An 18,668-nucleotide genomic window follows, 5' to 3' on the forward strand; every position below is an offset into this window, starting at 1 on the left:
ACACGGCAGTGCCGTGTCCCTACAATAATTAATAGATAATTTTGGGGTAGGGAAACGGCATTGCCGTGTCCTCCACAGCCGTGTTGTCGATGGTTATATCCGATCGCGCCCGATCGATTATTTTGGGGTAGGGAAACGGCACTGCCGTGTCCTCCATAGCCTCGTTGTCGATGATTATCTGCGATGTCAATTCATGACGCAGCATACGATATAATCAACTACTTCTTATTACTCGGCGCAATCTTCTCAATAGAAATCAGCGCCTCCATCACCGACTCCACAATCGGCGCCGCCACCGTACCCCCCGAAGAACCCTCCTTAGGCTCATCAATCACCGCCAGCACCACATACCGAGGAGCCTCCGCAGGCATGATCCCCACAAAGCTAGTAATAATCGCGTCCTTAGAATAACCCCCACCAGAATTAGCTTTTTGAGCCGTCCCCGTTTTCCCAGCTATCCGATACCCGGGAATTTGTGCAGCTTTCCCCGTACCACCATCAACCACAGTTTCCATCATTTCTAACACCTGCTTAGTAGTTTCAGGCGAAAAAATTTGCTTTGTAGCAGCCCTCGGAAGCTTCCAATAAGCTTCACCTTCCCTATCAAAAAGTCCCTGCACCACGTGAGGAGTCACCAACTTGCCGCCGTTAGCCAAAGCTCCGTTAAGCTGCACCAACTGCATCGGAGTAATCGAAAAACCCTGCCCGAAAGCCGTAGTAGCAACTTCCACCGGAGAGTTAATAAATTGCTCTCGATTTTTAAGCTGACTCGTTACTTCAAAAGGCAAATCAGTTCCCGCAGTTTGTCCGAGTCCGAGTTTTTCTAAAGCTTGATAGTAAAGAGAAGCTTTCATACTTCTCATTACGTGCACCATCCCCACATTACTAGAATGTTTCAAAATCTCAGTAACAGTGGAAGGGCCGCGCGCGCCGGCTACTTTGTAATCGGAATTTTGGATAGTCCAGCCATCCATGTAAATCCGACCTTCGTCTTTAAACACACTATTAGGTTTCACAGCACCCGCTTCCAAAGCGATCGCCACATTAATTGCTTTAAAAGTCGAACCAGGCTCATAAACATCAGTTACAGCCCAATTTTTATAGCGCGACAAATCGAAATTAAAATATTGATTCGGGTCATAAGAAGGTTCCGCTACCACAGACAGCAATTCCCCGTTACGGGCATCCATCACAATCACCGTGCCCCGCTTTGCTTCGTATTGCTTCATTTTTTCCTTGAGAGCAACTCGGGCCACCCGCTGCAAGCGACTGTCGATCGTCAGTTGCAATTTCAAATCATCAAGCTGCACAAATCCCGCCGTCAGCCGATCGGGAACCCAATTCCCATTGCTCGACCTGCTAAACTGAATCGACGGCATCGATCGTTCCAGCAAATTCTGCTGGCTGTATTCCACCCCGGCTTGTCCCTTCCGTTCCCCGTCCACATAACCGAGGATATCCGCCGCCAACTCCTGCTGCGGGTAAAAACGCTGCTGCTGCCGCAGCAACTCCAGGCCATCCACCGGACTGTCTTTAATTTGCATCTGAGCGATGCGATCGGCAACCTCTTGAGCCAGAGAGTCCGCAATTGTAATACCGCTTTCACCTAGATTAAACCTGCGCAGCAGTTCAGTTTCCGACGTAGTGCCCGGACTCAGTTCGATCGCCAGCATCGGAGCCAACTTAGCAGCAATTTCCGCCTTCGAGTGGTTGAACAACTTCGGGTGAGCGTAGAGCGTGTACACCTGTCTGTCGATCGCCAAAACATTCCCCGCGCGGTCAACTATCGGGCGTCTCGGCACAAACGGCTTCGTTTTGAGAGTTTGCTGCTGCTCCGCTTGTTTGCGCAGCGCCGGAGCTCGCGTCACCTGCAAATAAAACAAATTCACAGCCAGCCCCAGCCCCCCCAGCATCAACACCGCCCACACAGCCCACAAACGGAACTTCCTGGGTTTTAAACGCTCCACCGGCCGCCCCCAAGGTGCAGCCGTCTGTTGTGGCGATCGGCCGAAACTGCCGTTCGCTCTAGGTTTGGCTTGTTTTTCCCACCCAGTGCGATCGCCCGAAGGTTTGGGGCGTTTGAAGTTGGGCGATCTGTAGCGGTCAAAACGAGGGTCGTAGCTCATAGCATTAAAAATTCAATAGCAAGTTAAATCATTTGAGAATTTAGAATTTATTTAGGTTTTAGAAGAGAGAATGAAATACTTGGGAATGAGCGATCGCTATCAGGGTTTGGAGCAAACCTACAGTTGCATTCTTGTTTTTGAAGTCGTGTTAATTATTTTTAATTTTTAACTTCTGGTGGGAAAAAGCAAATCGAGCGCAACTTGAAAAAAAGCCAAAAAGGAAATTATATCCTTAAATTCTCGGGCCCTCGGACACTCAGGCCCTCGGGCACTATCCACTTTGACACAAGCTTAATAGCCCAGCGGTGTTTCCACACCGGCTCGATTCTTGAGAGCAGGCTCAGAGTTTGGTGCCGCCACAAGGGGCGATCGGGTTTCAGGGGCCGGCTGCAAGAAAATCGTGTCCCCAGGACTCTGCGGAGCCAAACCGGTTTCTGGATTTTGGGCTTCTTTAGCAAGTTGGTGTTTCAAGACTTCGCTAGCAGCACTCAACTGCTGTTCTTGGAGGCGCAGACTTTCCAGTTTTTGATAATCCTGACTCCAGCGCTGCTCGCCGTAAACAGTCAAGCCGTAGAGACTCATAGCACCGCCCAAAAGCATAACTGCTGCCACTGAGGAGAGGCGCTGTGCCTGCAAGAGCGATCGCAACCACACTGGCTGCTGCTGGTGAGTTGGCAGAACTTTCAGCACCGATGCGGACGGCCGAGCCTGAGCCTGTTCGTCGGCTGGCGAGTAGTTGGGCAATACCGGTCCTGTCTTCGCCCGCCTAGCTTTGGCAATAGAAGTAACTTTGCTTTTGGCTGCGCCAGCAGCGGGCTTGCGGGTCGATCGGGAGCGGGGAGAATCAGGGGATCTGATAGCAGCGGTCATAGAGTTCACCAATACGTAAAGTGGGGTAGCTTCAGCTTGATTGAGGTTAAGAATTTTTTGTCTCGACGATCGCCAGTGGTGGCCATCTGCGTTCGATCGGTTATCCTTACCAAAGATACCTCACAAGCCAACCAACCCATCCTACCACTGGTCTCTTTGACTTCAGGATTTGCAAAAAAAAAAGAAATCTTTGCCGGATAGCGATAATCTATGTGAAATTTATTAATAAATGCAGTATTGTAATCAACGAGCGAATCGTTGAGCTATTCGTGCCAGCATTGTTTCTCGAGTAAACTATTCCCTTCCTTGCGATGGGTTTTCAATGTTAAGGAGTTTTTATGAACAAGGGATTAATTCGTTTGACTTTGGTAGTGGGCTTGGCAGTAACCCTCGGCGCCTGCGGAGGAGATACCACTAGCCCCACCAGCCCCTCTCCGGGCGCCCCTGGCGGCACTGGCACTACTACTACTACTCCTCCTGCTTCTTCTCCATCTCCAAAAGCCACTCCTGGGGCTGGTGGAGCTGGGGCTGGTGGAGCTGGGGCTGGTGGAACTGCTTCCCCTTCTCCTAAAAAGTCTCCCTAACTAGGGCGATCCGAGAGTCTTGGCCCAACGAGCCTAGCCTGGGAGTGAAAAATGGTTTGCTCCTCGCATTTTTTCATCTCATCGGTCTAGGTCTCAAGTTGGGTGTTAGTTGTAGTCTGATGCTTTTACTAAAGTTCAGTACGTCCCCTTAGTGCCGCAAAGTCCGCTTAGCGCTGGGTTACAAGGGTATTGCCTTTGAAGTTGAAAATTTGACTCCCGGCCTGCTGGTTTGGAAACTCAAGCCTGTAACGGGAGGTTTGAGGACAGTGCCAGTGCTGCTGCCTCAACTCAAGGGTCAACCGGAGGCGATCGCAGATTCGACGCAAATTTTGCACTCGATCGAGTCTAGCTTTCCTTCCCTGCCAGTGTTGCCCGCAGACGAGAGTAAAGCAAGCTGAGGCTTAGACGATCGAAGACTGGCTCGATGAAAGCATCGCCATTGCTACTCGATTTGTTTACTACGAGTTTCGCGCTGGTACGGGCAAGCAAATCGACCCGTCTGTTTTGAGCCAGTTAGTGATTTAATTGGCGCGCCCCAGTTCGGCATAAAGCCTGCCCGGGCAAAACTCGCTCCCGTTGCGCCTGAGTTCTGCTTTAGGTTTGTTGCACCGTCGCTGGCAGGATGGTATATATTTGCTAGGAAATTCCTTGAGCGTGGCAGATATTTCTGCTGCCGCCCTGCTGAGTCCTTTAGCTTTGATTCCTCAATACCGAGTTGAGCATCCTTGGGTGTTTCGAGCATTCCCCAAATTCACGCACTTTGTGGGGAAACCCAGCCTCCGGTATGTGAAAGTCTACCGATCGGGCGATCGTCCCTGCCAGAAAATTTCAGATATAATGATTAGCTGCTCCCCAACACTTACTCTCCTTGACCCTGCGGCAGTCGCAAATCGACAAGAAGATGAAAAATATTGCGTATCACATAGTTTATAAAAAGTCAAGGGTATTTGGGAGATAATATAAATTTTTCAATTTGTTTTAATATTTCTATACTTAGAAGTTAGCAGTAAAACCCTAGCTGGGCCCCAGGCAAGGTAATAACATTGCCTGTCGCGGCTCCAGCGCGCTCGCTTGAGCCGCGGCAGGCAAAATCATGCTAATCAGTGGTACGATTAGCGATCAAAAATGTATCGAAATGTAAAGTTCAGCGCCGCTCTAGGTCTTGAAAGCCATTTAGTCAAAAGATTGAGGTAAGTAGTTTTATGCCCGCGACCGTCCCCTTTGAACAGATTGACCGGATTGTTTGGAATCAGCACCACGATCCATTTGAAGTGCTAGGCCCGCACGCGATCGAAGAAAATGGCAAAAAAGTCTGGGCCGTCCGAGCTTATCTGCCGAATGCGGATGCGGTATCGGTAGTTTTGCCCGAGGCCAGGGCCGAATACCCGATGAAATCAGAGCATCACCCTCACTTTTTTGAATGTACGATCGAAACCCCAGAACTAGCAAACTATCAACTGCGGGTCAAAGAAGGAGAACACGATCGCTTTATCTACGATCCCTACGCATTTCGATCGCCCAAACTCACAGAATTTGACCTTCACTTATTCTCAGAAGGCAACCACCACCGGATTTACGAAAAACTCGGGGCGCACCTCACCGAAGTAGGCGGCATCACAGGAGTATATTTTGCCGTTTGGGCTCCGAATGCCCGTAATGTCTCTGTTTTAGGAGATTTCAACTATTGGGACGGCCGCAAACATCAAATGCGGAAATCGCAAAACGGGATCTGGGAATTATTTATTCCGGGACTAGAAGTCGGAACTTCCTACAAATACGAAGTGAAAAACCAAGACGGACATCCCTACGAAAAGTCCGATCCTTACGGTTTCCAGCAAGAAGTGCGACCGAAAACAGCATCAATTGTCACCGACTTAAGCACCTACACTTGGCACGACAGCGCTTGGATCGAACAGCGGCGGCACACAGACCAACTTACCCAGCCGGTTTCGGTTTACGAATGCCACATCGGTTCTTGGCTGCACGCTGCTACTGACGAACCCGCCGTGCTACCAAATGGGGAAATAGCACCCGCCGTGCAGGTTTCGGAACTCAATCCCGGGGCACGCTTTCTGACTTACCGGGAATTAGCCGATCGGCTGATACCCTACGTCAAAGATTTGGGATTCACTCATATCGAAATGCTGCCCATCGCCGAACATCCTTTCGACGGTTCTTGGGGCTATCAAGTAACCGGTTATTTCGCCCCAACTTCCCGCTACGGCAAACCTGAAGATTTCATGTATTTTGTTGACCAGTGCCACGCCAACGGCATTGGCGTACTGGTGGACTGGGTGCCGGGACATTTCCCCAAAGACGGCCACGGTTTGGCTTTCTTTGACGGAACTCACTTGTACGAACACGCTGACCCCCGCAAGGGGGAACACAAAGAGTGGGGAACCCTAGTATTTAACTACGGCCGCAACGAAGTGCGGAATTTCCTAGTATCAAACGCTCTGTTCTGGTTTGACAAGTACCACATCGACGGGATTCGGGTAGATGCGGTCGCCTCGATGCTGTATTTGGATTACTGCCGCGAACCCGGAGAATGGTTGACCAACCAGTACGGAGGTAGGGAAAATATCGAGGCCGCAGATTTTCTGCGGCAGGCGAATCATGTCATTTTTAGCTATTTCCCGGGTGCGCTGTCGATCGCCGAAGAATCTACCTCTTGGCCGATGGTATCTTGGCCGACCTATGTAGGCGGCTTGGGCTTTAACCTAAAGTGGAACATGGGTTGGATGCACGATATGCTCGACTATTTCCACATGGACCCGTGGTTCCGCCAGTTCCATCAGAACAACATAACTTTCAGTATGTGGTACAACCACAGCGAGAATTTCATGCTGGCTTTGTCCCACGATGAGGTAGTCCACGGCAAGGCTCATATAATAGGGAAAATGCCAGGGGACGAATGGCAAAAGTTTGCAAACGTGCGGTGTTTGTTTACTTTTATGTTTGCTCATCCCGGAAAGAAAACGATCTTTATGGGGATGGAGTTCGGCCAGTGGCACGAGTGGAACGTTTGGGGGGATTTGCAGTGGCAGTTGCTGCAATTCGATCCGCACCAAAAGTTGAAGCTGTTTTTTAAGGATTTGAACAATTTGTACCGCAGCGAAACGGCACTTTACAGTCAAGATTTTGCTGAGGATGGTTTTGAGTGGATTGATTGCACAGACAACCGGCACAGCGTCGTGGCCTTTGTGCGCCGAGAGAAGGATGGGGACGAGTTTGTGGTGACGGTGTGCAATTTTACGCCGCAGCCCCACTCTCACTATCGCGTAGGAGTTCCGGAACAGGGTTTCTATACGGAGTTGTTTAACAGCGACGCGCGGGAGTACGGCGGCAGCAATATGGGGAATTTGGGAGGCAAGTGGACTGATGAGTGGTGGTTCCACAACAGTCCTTATTCGATCGACTTGTGTTTGCCGCCTTTGGGTGTGTTGATTTTAAAGATCGATCGGGCAAAAACAGCGATGCTTAACTCTCAATAGTTTTAATTTTTGAGTGGTGAGAGTTTTGAGTTAACAATCAAAACTTTCTTAATCGTAAAACTTTGAGGGTATTTAGAAACCCGGTTTATCCAAGAAACCGGGTTTTTTCTGTTTTGTTGTGGCGAAACAAGGAAGTTCGGCAACGGATTCGCTTGCTTCGGATTTAACGGATGTAATACCAATTCCCAATTATCCATTACCAATTTTTAATTTCGAGTATCGGAAGCGCCAAGATTATAAGAAACTTGAGGCGAATCAACGGTTACTACTTCCGAAATAGATTGTTCTGCCACTACCTCTAATTTTGGCAGTGGTAGATGCTTCATTTCCCAAACTTTCAGCAAAATTAGATATTCATAAAAAGCTTGCAGCGTGCACCAAGCCAATCCTGCTTGACCGTCAAGAAATCCGCCCAGTAAAATATACATATAGAAAAAGCGCACCACAGGCCGCAAAGGCAAGCGCAAAGAAAAATCTTTCAAAGCGCGGCGCCTTTCCACCTCCGACGCGCCAAACAATAAATCCCACCAATTTACTTGACCGGCTTCTAATTGGCGGAGAGTTTCAGCCGCCTCGTCAGTCGAGTAGCGGTTGTGCTTTTCAATCCAGCGGGAAAGACCTTTGCTGCAAGTATAGTGAGGGTAGGTTTCCTTCAAAAAGTGAGTAGGCCCGTTGCAGACTTCCCGTTCAGTATGACCGTAGTCAGTAAACCACACTCGGTCTTTGCGAAACAGGCGCATTTGATAGCGGGGATATTGAGTGCTGCGGCGAATCCAGCGCTCCATAAATATTACTTTTTCAGCTACGTAATAGCCGATATATTCTTGACTTTCGATCGCCTTTAAGCATTCAGCAAACAGTGCAGGCGTCATCCGCTCGTCAGCTTCGAGGATGTAAACCCATTCGTATTTGCATGGGACTTCTTGGAGCATCCAAGTCCGCTGGCGTCCGTGAGTTTCAAAGCGGTGCTGCACTGTTTGCACGGCATAGTTCTGAACAATTTCAAGGGTGCGATCGGTGCTGAAAGAATCAACTACAATGATATCGTCACAAAGCAGCGCCGATTCAATGCAAGCGGCGATATCAATCTCTTCGTTGTAAGTCAGAATATAAATTGAGAACATTCCCAGCTTTCAGTAATGGCAAACTATTGGGTAAACAAACTATTTCTCAGGGATGTCTCGACCAGCGCGATCCCTGCCAGCGCCGGTCAAATTTTGCGGCGGCCAAACCGCAGAATTCCCATACTTCTCAATCCCGTCCAACCAACAGTAATGTAGCCGATCGCTAACAACAAACTGCTGATTCCCGTCTGCAAACTCGAATTTCTCGATCGAGTTCTTAATTCTTTCTCTTTTTGTTGCTTGCGGGTGCGAATCTCGTTGCGAGCTTGAGCGGGCAGTTCTTGAGCTTGCTGTTCCAGGAAGTTGTCGAGGGCTTTCGGGTCATTTTTGGAATTCCGAAGCACGGCTTTCAATTCCTGGGGAACATCTGAGCTCTGGAGGGCTTGTTGCAGCTTCCCGTCGTCTTGCAGCAGCGCGGCTATCTGGGTGCGCCGCTGGCTTTTGAGCTGTTCTACCTGAGCTTTAAACTGATCGCTTTTAATTTGCGCCTCAAGTTGACCTTCCGCTTGTCCCGCTTCTCGATCGACTTGAGCCAGAGCATCTTTGAGTTCCAAACGAGTATTGTTGAGGTGAACGGGAACCAGAAATAGGTAAACTATACCTAACAAGCTGGAAATCAACAGCGCCCAGAATCGCAAGTCCAGCCAAACCTTGCGTCGCTCAATAGAGACTCCGCTGCTGCTGTCAACCCAAAAGCCAGTCATCAGCAAGGCGATACCCATCAAAGGAATAATGCCCCTGTCAACTATCTGAGTTGCTGCGGCCAACTGCCAGGCTCGATTGAGAAGGTCCGAAGTTTCTCCCGGCAGCGACAGAACAATGCAGTCAAGCAAAGCAGAGAGAATCAAGATAATCCCGACTACTTTTAGAGTTCGAGCAGCTACTGAAGAAAATTGACGGCTATTACTTGCTTTCATAATTCCTGTGAGATAATTCTACACCGTTAGATTCAAGGGGGTAGTTGAGTGGATTGTGTTGAACGAGTTAAGCTATTTTCCACCAAAATAGGTGCTTCGGGTACCCACCTCGACTTTCCTCTGGGTTTTTACAGGCTGCGGTTGCGACCGCAAAGGGTCGAGTTTCTGCACAGGTATGCAGAGTTGGGCACAGGAGGCGACACGCTTCTGGGGTGGCTGTAAAGCTTGGTCAAGATAGCGCCCAGAAACTGCTGCAAGCAACTGCTGGCTTCTTTTATAGTCTGACGAATGCAGCGTAAAGATGAGCTCTGCACGCTTGGGTTCGGTGCTTTTAACTAGCTTTCGCTCGCGCGGCGGTGTCAGAAATAATAGACACAGCAGGAGCGCGTTTCGTAGGGTTTCACCCCCTAGGGCTCCCACTACCCGATCGCCTGCGAGAGGCAGTGGAACTAAATCCCCTGTCTTATACTAATTGATATAAGAGAGGGGTGGAATAAATAATTGTTTCCCAACCTTTTTAACCTACAATTACCAGCAGCACGATCCGACTGTCACAGATACACGAGTACGTGTTTTTTCCTTTTTCCTTCTGTTTAGCTACTCGCGAAGCCGAAGGCACTTTTTACTTCTTCCTTCTTGCTTAAAAGTCACTAATTACTAATTGCAAATTACTAATCGCCAACTACTAATTTTTGGCAGTTTTAGTGATTAATTGTTCAATAGGAAAAGTGAAAATAGCACATTTTTGGGTATGATGATTGAGGGCTGTTCAAATTTGCTGGTAATGAATGCAATGATTTCTGGTGTTTACAGGTTGAGAGAACTTGAAAGATCGATCGCATCCGATCCGGACAACTGGCGTCCGATGGTGTTTACTAACGGGTGCTTCGATATCCTACACGCTGGCCACGTCCGCTATTTGCAGGCGGCAAAAAATTTGGGGCGATCGCTCGTGGTGGGCTTGAATAGCGACGCCAGCGTGCAAGCTATCAAACCGCAGGAGCAGGGATTGCCACCTCGCCCGATCGTACCGGAAAATCAGCGAGCCGAAGTTTTGGCCGCCCTCAAACCAGTAGATGCCGTAGTAATTTTTTCCGAGATTACAGCAACTAAACTGATAAATATCCTGAAGCCTGATATATACGTTAAAGGAGGCGACTATCAACTCGAAACTCTGCCGGAAGCACCGGCTGTTATCGCTGGAGGCGGTAAGATTTCCTTAATCAAAATAGAAGTTCCGAGTTCTACCAGTGCGATCGTCAAACGCATTTTGCAATTAGGTACTTAACCATCGATCGCAAACAGCAAACAATGAGCTAAACTCAGAAATTGCCCCATCAAGAAATACTAAAGTGCGATCGTTCGTACAACTTCATCCCAATTGCTAAGCAGGAGATAATTTTAATGGAACTCACAAGCAATAACACGATCGCGGAAATCCTAGAAAGACACAAAGCAGAGCTACTAGCAGACTGGCTCAAAGAACTGCAAAATACCGGCCTGCGGCGGGACGACTTGATGAGAGCCAAAGAATTGCGCTCCGAGTGTCAAGAGTTCCTGCAATTGCTCCACATTGCAGTGGGGCACGGTAACTTGAGCGACATCCAGACACCCGAATGGGAAAATATGCGGCTGTTGCTAGCAGAAGTTTCGCGATCGCGCGTTCAGAGAGGCTTTACTCCCTCAGAGATAGCGAGTTTCATTTTATGCTTCAAAAAGCCATTGTTCGATCGGCTTTGTCACGAACTAACACAAAACCGCGACGCACTTGTCGAACAACTTTGGCTTTCCACCAGTTTATTAGACCAGCTCGGCTTGTGGGTGACAGAAATCTTTCTCAAAGCTCGCGAAGAAGTCATCGAACGCCAGCAGCAAGAAATGCTCGAATTGTCAACACCCGTAGTCAAACTTTGGCAAGGAATTCTCGCATTACCCATGATCGGGACTCTCGACAGCGCCCGCACTCAAATAGTCATGGAAACTCTGTTGCAGGAAATCATGGAAACCGGCTCAGAATTTGCGATTTTAGACATTACAGGCGTGCCGACTGTTGACACTTTAGTTGCTCAACATTTATTAAAAACTGTCGCCGCCGCCCGTTTAATGGGTACTGAGTGCATCATCAGCGGCATTCGCCCGCAAATAGCTCAAACCATAGTTCATTTGGGAGTTGACTTGCAGGATATTCTGACAAAAGCGACTTTAGCAGATGCTTTTAAAGTCGCTTTGCAGCGCCAAGGTTTAACTATAAAAAATATTCAAGAGGAAAGATAAGAATATTGACTGGGGGAATAAATTTTTAATTGAAAGCTAAAATATAGGTAAATTATGGAACGAATACCGATTTTACAAATGGGAGAATTTCTGCTAGTAACAATTCAAGTAGATATGCACGACCGCTTAGCAATGACTTTGCAAGACGACCTGACAAACCGCATCGTAAAAACAGGAGTTAAAGGTGTTTTAATAGAAATCTCTTCCCTAGAAATAGTAGATTCTTTTATCGGTCGCATCATCAACAATATCGCTAGTATGTCGCGAATTTTAGATGCTGAAACAGTTGTGGTCGGGATGCAGCCAGCGGTTGCGATTACCCTCGTTGAGTTGGGGCTTTCCCTAACAGGAGTTCGCACAGCTTTAAGCGTTGAAAAGGGCATGGTTTTGTTGAGAAAATCCTTGGCTTTGTCTCCTGATTAGAAAGCGTAAGCAGTCGATAAATTGTCTCATGACTTAGGCATATGCAGTTATGAAATCTGGTTTGTTTGTAGATACATTGTTGACAAACTTAAGATTTATAAGGAGAAACTAAGTTGATGAGCGTAAGTCCTATGTTTTGTGGAGAAGTTCTATTTTGGTACAGTAGCCGCCATGTCAAAACGTGAGACACTAGAAATCCGATCGTCATCCGATATAGTCCACGTCCGACAGCAAGTGCGAGCTTGGGCTATAGCGATGGGATTCGGTTTAGTAGACCAAACAAAAATCGTTACCGCAGCCAGCGAACTCGCCCGCAATACTGTAGACTACGGTAAAGGGGGAACTGTAACTCTCGAAACGCTCCAATTAGGTACCCGCAAAGGGCTGCGGCTGACATTTGAAGACAAGGGCCCGGGAATTCCAGACCTAGAATTGGCAATGACTGACGGTTATACTTCTAATCAGGGTTTGGGTTTGGGGCTCAGTGGTTCTAAGCGGTTGATGCACGAATTTGAGATTGTTTCCAAAGTGGGTAAGGGGACTAAAATTGTGATCGTCCGCTGGCGGTGAGGAAGATTGGGGGAGAGTGGGAGAGATTGGGCTAGAAGCCCGGTTTCTACAAGTTTTGCGTTTGGTGAGGAGAAATCTAGGAAGAAAGTGGGTTCGTGAGGTCACTAATTACTGCTGAATACTGACGCATGGGGGGCTAGAAATCAGGTTCCTGTTCTACGATTTTTGCTTTTGGTGAGTAGAAACCTAGGAAGAAATCGGGTTTGTGAGGTCACTAATGACTGCTGAATTTTTCGTTTTTCAATGCGCGCCAGCTTAAGATGAGAACTACAAAATAATGAGAGATGCGATAGCCCTGCCCGTAACAGAAGAAAGTCAAGTTGGAGAAGCGCGGCGAATCGCAGTCGCCCTCGCGGCCGAACTAGAATTTAACGAGACCGATCGCGGTAAAGTGGCAATTGTTATTACCGAAGCAGCAAAAAACCTGGTCAAACACGGCCGCGAAGGAGAACTTTTGCTGCGAACATTAAAAACAGCGGCAGGATGTAGCATTGAAATAATAGCGCTAGACCGGGGGCAGGGAATGGCAAATGTCGCGCTGTGTCTGCGGGACGGTTTTTCTACAGCGGGAACCCCGGGAACCGGACTGGGGGCAATTAAACGCCTCTCTACTTTTTTTGATATTCATTCTGTACCGAAACTGGGGACAGCCTTATTAATGCGGCTGGAACCGACCCAAAATAGCCGGGAAGCCTCCCAAAACAGCAATTACTTGGAATTTGGGGTAGTCCACTTGCCCAAAACAGGAGAGGAAATTTGCGGGGATTCCTGGGCTGCGGAAAATCACCTTGACAAAAACCTGATTTTAGTTGCAGACGGGCTCGGCTACGGGGATTTGGCCCAGGAAGCGTCTCAGGAAGCAGTGCGGGTATTTGAGGAAAACGCTAAACTGGGGCCGAAAGCAATTTTAGAGAAGGCGCACGCTGCTTTAAAAAATACCAGAGGAGCGGCTGCGGCGATCGCCCAAATTGATCGTACCCAACAAACAATTTGTTTTGCCGGAATTGGCAACATCAGCGGTGTAGTGGTCACAGACAACCAAACCCGAAGCATGGTTTCCTACAACGGCACAGTTGGACATATGATGCGAAAAGTAGCAGAATTTGTCTATCCTTGGTCGCAGCAGTCCCTACTCATCATGCACTCCGACGGTTTGGCAGCGCAGTGGAATTTAAACCGCTACCCGGGTTTAGCCTCCAGACATCCTGCTTTAATCGCAGCCGTGCTCTACCGGGACTTCAAACGCACTCGCGATGACATGACAGTTATAGTAGCCAAGGTGAGAGAAGCAGCGTGAGTTACCCAATCCTGACGACGGAAGTCCGCTTTGAACAAGACATCGTACAAGTACGCCAAAGAGCTCGCCAAATTGCTAAAGGGCTGGGATTCGATTCCCAAGTACAAACCCGCATCGCCACAGCAGTTTCCGAAATTGCCCGCAATGCTTTCAAATATGCAGGCGGCGGCAAAGTAGAATTCATTGTGGAAGGGGAATCGCCCCAAATTTTTCGGACTCGGATTTCTGACACCGGGCCGGGAATTGCGGATTTAGCGACTGTGTTGGGCCCCAATTTTCGATCGCAAACCGGCGCGGGACTCGGTTTAGCAGCAGCGAAACGGTTGATGGACGAAGTGAAAATCGACTCAGGGCCCGATCGCGGAACGTGTGTACAATTAGTTAAGCAGTTTTCCAAACAGATGCCTGCGCTGAGTGCGATCGAACTAAATCAATTAGTTGACAAACTAGCGCGCCAAATTCCAGAAGATCCCTATGCCGAAATTCAGCAGCAAAATCAAGAGTTACTGCGCACATTAGACGAACTCCGCCAGCGTCAAGAAGAACTCGTACAATTAAATCAACAACTAGAAGATACCAATCGCGGAGTCGTGGCACTTTACGCCGAATTGAACGACAAAGCCGAATCCATCCGGCGCGCCAGCGAACTCAAAACCAGCTTTCTCTCCGATATGAGCCACGAGTTTCGCACTCCGCTAACGGCAATTATGAGCCTTTCCGAAATATTGTTACATCGCCTCGACGGAGAACTTTCAGCCGAACAGGACAAGCAAGTAAATTACATTTACAAATCCGCCCAGTCTCTCGCAGAACTTGTCAACGACTCGTTAGATTTAGCCAAAGTGGAAGCCGGAAAACTAACTGCTCGCGTGGCTGATTTTGAAGTCGAAGATTTGTTCAGCGCGCTGCGGGGCATGATGCGCCCTCTGCTGCCCCAAAACTCGGATGTTGCTCTGATTTTTGAAGCCCCTCTCGAACTTCCAACCCTCACCACAGACGAGGGAAAAGTTGCTCAGATTTTGCGCAATCTGATTTCTAATGCCCTCAAATTTACCGAAGCAGGCGAAGTTCAAGTTGCTGCAGAAATAGGAGACGGGGGAACAATTACTTTTTCCGTAACAGATACGGGGATCGGCATTTCCCCAGCCGATCGAACGCGGATTTTTGAAGAATTTGTCCAACTCGAAAATCCCTTGCAGAAGCGCGTCAAAGGCACCGGATTGGGATTGTCTCTGTGCAAAAAACTGGCAGAATTTCTGGGAGGAAATATTGAAATCACCAGTTCGCCGGGAGTGGGTTCGACTTTTTTGGTCAAACTGCCGATCGTCTATGCTGGAGATGAAGAAAACTTTTGGGAACTGTCGGCTGGTAAGGGAGATGAAATACCGCTGGCGATTGCAGATTCTCGATCGCCAGCGCCGGATTCAGCAGCAAAAGTTTTGATTGTGGAGGATGAAGATAGTTTTTCCGTATTTGCTGAAAAACTTGTGGGCACAAATTCATTGTACAGCGATCGAGACCGCCAACGGTGCTGAAAAATTGCGATCGGTTGCTTTTTGAGGAACCGATCGCAATTTTGATCGACATTATGATGCCGGATGTGACTGGATTTGAGGTTTTGGAAGAGTTGAAATCGGATCGGGCTACTGGTCAAATACCTGCTATCGTGATGACTTCAAAACCTTGAGAAATTTGGGAATAGGATAATTTGTCTGCCGATACAGTTGCGGTGCTTTCTAAAACGAATACCTCCCGCCCGCAGGCGATCGCTCCAATTAAATCCGCTCGCATGAATGCAGGAGTTAATTTATAATAATTCTGAAAATTACTGCTGCATATATAGATTGTATGATGTATGCGAGCCTCTGTAAGGACTTAGGCTTAGCCTAAGTCCTTACGGGTATCTGGGAAAATTAATAATTAGTATAAGATCAAGGATTGTAGCAAGACTTTTAAAAATTGGTAGTGTTTGATAGCAGGCAATATTTATTTAAATTGCAACAGCATTTAACATTGGTGCTGTAAAATATAGCAGTTCTCAGTGGCCGACAATATAGTAGGGACTTAGGCAGTGCCTTTTTTCGTGTCAGCGGCTAAAATCCAGGATAAATATCGCTAGTTGAGCGAGTACCGAGATCTCTCGCCCCCCTTCTTAAGGGTGGAACTGGAAGGACTTTCAAAATCCCCGTTTTTAAGGCGGAGGCGAGGGGTATCCAGGCTGGGGTAAAAATGAGATATACAGAGGGTTTTAGCCCGATTGTTGACACGCATTGGGTACGGGGCCATGTCTCGATCGAATATCCGAGCTTATTTATTAGTGAAAAATGACACCTTTTTAAAAAAATAATGCAACTCTAAGCAAGATCCAAACCCCTACAGAGTAAGCCATTCCCAAATCTAAAATCTAAAATCTAAAATCTAAAATTCTATGACTTTCATCTCCCTTCAATATGCCCTGTTTCTGCTAGTTTTATTTGCGGCTTACTGGTTGGTTCCGGTAAGGTGGGGGCGGCTGTTCATCATGCTGGTTGGTAGTCTGATTTTTTACGCTTCGCTGCAAATTTGGTATATTCCTCTGCTGTTAGCCGGCATTCTGTTTAATTACTGCTTGGCGATGGCGATTGGGGAACCTCTGGATTGGCGGATTGCTAATGAATCTTGGAACCGCCGCCGTTTGTGGCTGCTGTGGATAGGAATTTGCCTGAATGTGTTGCTGCTTCTGGGCTTTAAGTATGTGCCTTTTTTATTGAGTTCGATCGGCACTTTGTTAAATTGGCCTTTTGCTCTCGACGGTGCTGACTGGGTGAAAAGTCACGTCATCGCACCCCTGGGATTGAGTTTCTTTTGTTTTGAGTGCATTGCTTATTTGATTGACGTGTACCGAGGCGCACCGGCTGCTACTTCGCTGCTGCACTTTGCTGCTTACAAGTTGTTTTTTGCGAAACTGATTTCCGGCCCGATTACTCGGTATCACAACTTGATCAATCAACTAAAAACCCAGAAATTTCCGACGCCCGATCGCCTTTCTGAGGCACTTTGGACGATCGCCTTCGGTGCAGTAAAAAAAGGTCTTTTTGCAGATAACTTGGGAATTTATGTCGATTTAAGTTTTACCAATTTGCAGCGGGCGGGTAGCGAGGATTTGTGGCTGGCGATTTTTGCTTACGGGCTGCAACTTTATCTCGATTTTAGTGGCTATGTTGACATGGCGCGCGGTACAGCTTTGCTGCTGGGTTGGTATTTGCCACCCAATTTTGATTTCCCTTATTTTAGTGCCAGCATAGCCGATTTTTGGCGGCGATGGCACATGACTTTAGGCGATTGGTTGCGCAATTATTTGTATTTTCCTTTGGGGGGTTCGCGAGTCGGTTTGTGGCGCACTTGTCTGAATTTGTCCCTCGTCATGTTAATTGCGGGAATTTGGCACGGGGCGGCTTGGGGATTTATTGTGTGGGGAGGTTTGCACGGTTTGGCTTTGGCGGTTCACCGGCTGACTGATGTGTTGTTTAAGCGGTTGCGGATTGAGTTTTTGTGGGAAAATCCGATCGGGATTGCGATCGGTTGGCTGTTGACTCAGGCGATGGTTTTTGGTAGTTGGATATTTTTCCGCCTTCCCGATTTAAAGGATTCTGGATGGGCGATTTCGCATTTGTGGGGACACGCTGCTGACGTGCAGTTTGCAGATAAAGTTTATGTGGAAGCTTTGGGTTTGGAAAGAGTGCATTTAACTTGGATGTTGGCGGCTTTGGCTGCGGCGATGCTGGGGAATTATGCCTTGAGTCGGGGTTTGAAATTGGAGTTAAATTGGCCGATGAAATTGGTGTTAGTACCGCTTTGTTTGTATGCGGTTTGGGTGTTGGCTCCCGAAGGCGGTTTGCCTTATATTTATTTTGATTTTTAGGGTATTATAGCAGAAGGAAGAAGGAAGAAGGAAGAAGGAAGAAGGAAGAAGCAATAAAATCAATCGTTTCAGCCATTAACAACGCCCTAACCGTCTTGGCGGTTGCTATATTTGATTTTCCTTTTATTCCCCGTAAGGTGCGCCGAAGTGATTCCCCGCTTTGGTGCGCGGTGCCCACCCTAGAAATCACAGTCAACAGTCAACAGTCAACAATCAACACTCAACAATCAACACTCAACAATCATCTCAAGGAGTGCACCCTATAACTGATAAGAGCACCAGTCGCTCCAGCTACCGACATAAAGTTTAGCATCGGGAATCCCGGCGATTTCTAAAGACAGTAAATTGACGCAAGCTGTCACCCCAGAACCGCAATAAACGATGATTTCTTCCGCTTTTTCTAATTCCGCCCACCGATGTTTTTGTTCGGAGGTCGATCGCACTTTTCCAGTTTCATCCGTCACCCCTTGCCAAGGATAGTTAACCGCACCCGGAATGTGACCTGCAATGGGGTCGATCGGCTCCCGCAAACCTTCATATCTCTCGCTTTCTCGCGAATCAACCAAAACATTTCCCGGCAAGTCTTTACGCTCTTTTACCGCCTCAATATCTACCGCCAAATCCTGCTGCAAGTGGGCAACAAAGTTACCCTCGCGGGGTTCTGGCAAAATATTTGTTACCGGATAGCCCCCCGCTTTCCAGGCGCTGAAACCGCCATCTAACAAAGCGACTTTGCTGTGTCCCATATATCGCAGCAGCCACCACAAACGAGCCGCAAAAGCCAGCCGCGAATCGTCATAAGCGACGACTAAAGTTTCTGCTGAATTAATGCCGATGGCGCTCAATTTATCAGCTAACTCTTCAATATTTGGCAGCGGATGTCTGCCGCCGTGTTTGCCAACTGAACTTGCGAGGTCGCGGTTTAAATCTAAATAGAAAGCTCCGGGAATGTGACTTTCTTGATATTGTTTTTGTCCCAATTCAGGGTCGGCGAGGGCAAACCGACAGTCAATAATTACAACTTGCGGATTGTCGGTATTGGTGGCTAACCATTCAGGAGAAACGATTAAAGTGTTGTCAGTCATAAT

General features: G+C 47.9%; 18 protein-coding genes and 1 pseudogene. 12 read left to right on the forward strand and 7 right to left on the reverse strand.

The window, feature by feature from the left end; translation table 11 throughout:
* Positions 1-28 precede the first annotated feature (28 nt).
* From E5S67_RS02860 to E5S67_RS02870, 3 genes are all read right to left on the reverse strand, one after another.
* The gene (locus tag E5S67_RS02860; RefSeq protein WP_172185285.1) at positions 29-205 is read right to left on the reverse strand and encodes a hypothetical protein; all 177 of its coding nucleotides are present in this window, start codon (positions 203-205) and stop codon (positions 29-31) included.
* 13 nt (positions 206-218) lie between these two features.
* Positions 219-2,126 (reverse strand): peptidoglycan D,D-transpeptidase FtsI family protein, encoded by a 1,908-nt coding sequence (locus tag E5S67_RS02865; protein ID WP_172185287.1) that lies wholly within the window; start codon positions 2,124-2,126, stop codon positions 219-221.
* 291 nt (positions 2,127-2,417) lie between these two features.
* Positions 2,418-2,996: a hypothetical protein gene (locus E5S67_RS02870; protein WP_172185289.1), complete on the reverse strand. Its 579-nt coding sequence runs from the start codon at positions 2,994-2,996 to the stop codon at positions 2,418-2,420.
* A gap of 338 nt (positions 2,997-3,334) precedes the next feature.
* On the opposite strand from E5S67_RS02870, the gene E5S67_RS02875 reads away from it, so the two are divergent.
* The 4 genes and pseudogenes from E5S67_RS02875 to glgB all read left to right on the forward strand — a co-directional run bounded on the left by E5S67_RS02875 (position 3,335) and on the right by glgB (position 7,074).
* A complete protein-coding gene (locus E5S67_RS02875) occupies positions 3,335-3,580 on the forward strand; it encodes a serine protease (protein ID WP_172185291.1) in 246 nt (81 codons plus the stop codon).
* 164 nt (positions 3,581-3,744) lie between these two features.
* A pseudogene (locus E5S67_RS33080) lies at positions 3,745-3,978 on the forward strand (glutathione S-transferase N-terminal domain-containing protein); the annotation flags it as partial.
* Between the two features lie 178 nt (positions 3,979-4,156).
* Positions 4,157-4,513, forward strand: coding sequence for a glutathione S-transferase family protein (locus tag E5S67_RS33085; RefSeq protein WP_246276599.1), 357 nt, complete (start codon positions 4,157-4,159; stop codon positions 4,511-4,513).
* Positions 4,514-4,782: 269 nt separating this feature from the next.
* Positions 4,783-7,074, forward strand: a complete 2,292-nt coding sequence (glgB, locus tag E5S67_RS02885) for a 1,4-alpha-glucan branching enzyme (RefSeq protein WP_172185293.1) — start codon at positions 4,783-4,785, stop codon at positions 7,072-7,074.
* Between the two features lie 206 nt (positions 7,075-7,280).
* Here the strand turns inward: glgB and E5S67_RS02890 are convergent, their stop codons facing one another.
* Positions 7,281-8,198: a glycosyltransferase family 2 protein gene (locus E5S67_RS02890; protein WP_172185296.1), complete on the reverse strand. Its 918-nt coding sequence runs from the start codon at positions 8,196-8,198 to the stop codon at positions 7,281-7,283.
* An 86-nt stretch (positions 8,199-8,284) separates the two neighbouring features.
* Positions 8,285-9,115, reverse strand: a complete 831-nt coding sequence (hpsJ-B, locus tag E5S67_RS02895) for a hormogonium polysaccharide biosynthesis protein HpsJ (protein WP_172185299.1) — start codon at positions 9,113-9,115, stop codon at positions 8,285-8,287.
* A gap of 48 nt (positions 9,116-9,163) precedes the next feature.
* Between hpsJ-B and E5S67_RS32190 the strand changes: the two genes are divergently transcribed.
* The 7 genes from E5S67_RS32190 to E5S67_RS02925 all read left to right on the forward strand — a co-directional run bounded on the left by E5S67_RS32190 (position 9,164) and on the right by E5S67_RS02925 (position 15,214).
* A complete protein-coding gene (locus E5S67_RS32190; protein WP_216670155.1) occupies positions 9,164-9,337 on the forward strand; it encodes a hypothetical protein in 174 nt (57 codons plus the stop codon).
* Between the two features lie 571 nt (positions 9,338-9,908).
* Positions 9,909-10,403: a D-glycero-beta-D-manno-heptose 1-phosphate adenylyltransferase gene (gene rfaE2, locus E5S67_RS02900; protein ID WP_172185341.1), complete on the forward strand. Its 495-nt coding sequence runs from the start codon at positions 9,909-9,911 to the stop codon at positions 10,401-10,403.
* A gap of 116 nt (positions 10,404-10,519) precedes the next feature.
* Positions 10,520-11,389: an STAS domain-containing protein gene (locus E5S67_RS02905; protein WP_172185301.1), complete on the forward strand. Its 870-nt coding sequence runs from the start codon at positions 10,520-10,522 to the stop codon at positions 11,387-11,389.
* Between the two features lie 54 nt (positions 11,390-11,443).
* Positions 11,444-11,812: an STAS domain-containing protein gene (locus E5S67_RS02910; protein WP_172185303.1), complete on the forward strand. Its 369-nt coding sequence runs from the start codon at positions 11,444-11,446 to the stop codon at positions 11,810-11,812.
* 171 nt (positions 11,813-11,983) lie between these two features.
* Positions 11,984-12,382: an anti-sigma regulatory factor gene (locus E5S67_RS02915; RefSeq protein ID WP_172185305.1), complete on the forward strand. Its 399-nt coding sequence runs from the start codon at positions 11,984-11,986 to the stop codon at positions 12,380-12,382.
* A gap of 277 nt (positions 12,383-12,659) precedes the next feature.
* Positions 12,660-13,679 (forward strand): ATP-binding SpoIIE family protein phosphatase, encoded by a 1,020-nt coding sequence (locus tag E5S67_RS02920; protein ID WP_172185307.1) that lies wholly within the window; start codon positions 12,660-12,662, stop codon positions 13,677-13,679.
* Positions 13,676-15,214 carry an ATP-binding protein gene (locus E5S67_RS02925; RefSeq protein ID WP_172185309.1) on the forward strand — a complete coding sequence of 513 codons (1,539 nt, stop codon included), beginning with the start codon at positions 13,676-13,678 and terminating at the stop codon, positions 15,212-15,214. Before E5S67_RS02920 ends, E5S67_RS02925 begins: the two co-directional genes overlap by 4 nt.
* Positions 15,215-15,329: 115 nt before the next feature.
* Here the strand turns inward: E5S67_RS02925 and E5S67_RS32195 are convergent, their stop codons facing one another.
* Positions 15,330-15,470 carry a hypothetical protein gene (locus E5S67_RS32195; protein WP_216670156.1) on the reverse strand — a complete coding sequence of 47 codons (141 nt, stop codon included), beginning with the start codon at positions 15,468-15,470 and terminating at the stop codon, positions 15,330-15,332.
* A 637-nt stretch (positions 15,471-16,107) separates the two neighbouring features.
* Between E5S67_RS32195 and E5S67_RS02935 the strand changes: the two genes are divergently transcribed.
* The gene (locus E5S67_RS02935; RefSeq protein WP_172185313.1) at positions 16,108-17,580 is read left to right on the forward strand and encodes an MBOAT family O-acyltransferase; all 1,473 of its coding nucleotides are present in this window, start codon (positions 16,108-16,110) and stop codon (positions 17,578-17,580) included.
* Between the two features lie 260 nt (positions 17,581-17,840).
* On the opposite strand, the gene E5S67_RS02940 is transcribed toward E5S67_RS02935, so the two are convergent.
* Positions 17,841-18,665, reverse strand: coding sequence for a sulfurtransferase (locus E5S67_RS02940; protein ID WP_172185315.1), 825 nt, complete (start codon positions 18,663-18,665; stop codon positions 17,841-17,843).
* Between the last annotated feature and the right edge of the window lie 3 nt (positions 18,666-18,668).

The sequence above is a fragment of the Microcoleus asticus IPMA8 genome, from assembly GCF_013179805.1.
Classification (GTDB): domain Bacteria; phylum Cyanobacteriota; class Cyanobacteriia; order Cyanobacteriales; family Microcoleaceae; genus Microcoleus; species Microcoleus asticus.

Bases quoted from the DNA above. Each gene is read 5' to 3' on its own strand.
- E5S67_RS02860 (WP_172185285.1), bottom strand. From the start codon at position 205: ATGCTGCGTCATGAATTGACATCGCAGATAATCATCGACAACGAGGCT.
- E5S67_RS02865 (WP_172185287.1), bottom strand. From the start codon at position 2,126: ATGAGCTACGACCCTCGTTTTGACCGCTACAGATCGCCCAACTTCAAA.
- E5S67_RS02870 (WP_172185289.1), bottom strand. From the start codon at position 2,996: ATGACCGCTGCTATCAGATCCCCTGATTCTCCCCGCTCCCGATCGACC.
- E5S67_RS02875 (WP_172185291.1), top strand. From the start codon at position 3,335: ATGAACAAGGGATTAATTCGTTTGACTTTGGTAGTGGGCTTGGCAGTA.
- glgB (WP_172185293.1), top strand. From the start codon at position 4,783: ATGCCCGCGACCGTCCCCTTTGAACAGATTGACCGGATTGTTTGGAAT.
- E5S67_RS02890 (WP_172185296.1), bottom strand. From the start codon at position 8,198: ATGTTCTCAATTTATATTCTGACTTACAACGAAGAGATTGATATCGCC.
- hpsJ-B (WP_172185299.1), bottom strand. From the start codon at position 9,115: ATGAAAGCAAGTAATAGCCGTCAATTTTCTTCAGTAGCTGCTCGAACT.
- rfaE2 (WP_172185341.1), top strand. From the start codon at position 9,909: ATGATTTCTGGTGTTTACAGGTTGAGAGAACTTGAAAGATCGATCGCA.
- E5S67_RS02905 (WP_172185301.1), top strand. From the start codon at position 10,520: ATGGAACTCACAAGCAATAACACGATCGCGGAAATCCTAGAAAGACAC.
- E5S67_RS02910 (WP_172185303.1), top strand. From the start codon at position 11,444: ATGGAACGAATACCGATTTTACAAATGGGAGAATTTCTGCTAGTAACA.
- E5S67_RS02915 (WP_172185305.1), top strand. From the start codon at position 11,984: ATGTCAAAACGTGAGACACTAGAAATCCGATCGTCATCCGATATAGTC.
- E5S67_RS02920 (WP_172185307.1), top strand. From the start codon at position 12,660: ATGAGAGATGCGATAGCCCTGCCCGTAACAGAAGAAAGTCAAGTTGGA.
- E5S67_RS32195 (WP_216670156.1), bottom strand. From the start codon at position 15,470: ATGCGAGCGGATTTAATTGGAGCGATCGCCTGCGGGCGGGAGGTATTC.
- E5S67_RS02935 (WP_172185313.1), top strand. From the start codon at position 16,108: ATGACTTTCATCTCCCTTCAATATGCCCTGTTTCTGCTAGTTTTATTT.
- E5S67_RS02940 (WP_172185315.1), bottom strand. From the start codon at position 18,665: ATGACTGACAACACTTTAATCGTTTCTCCTGAATGGTTAGCCACCAAT.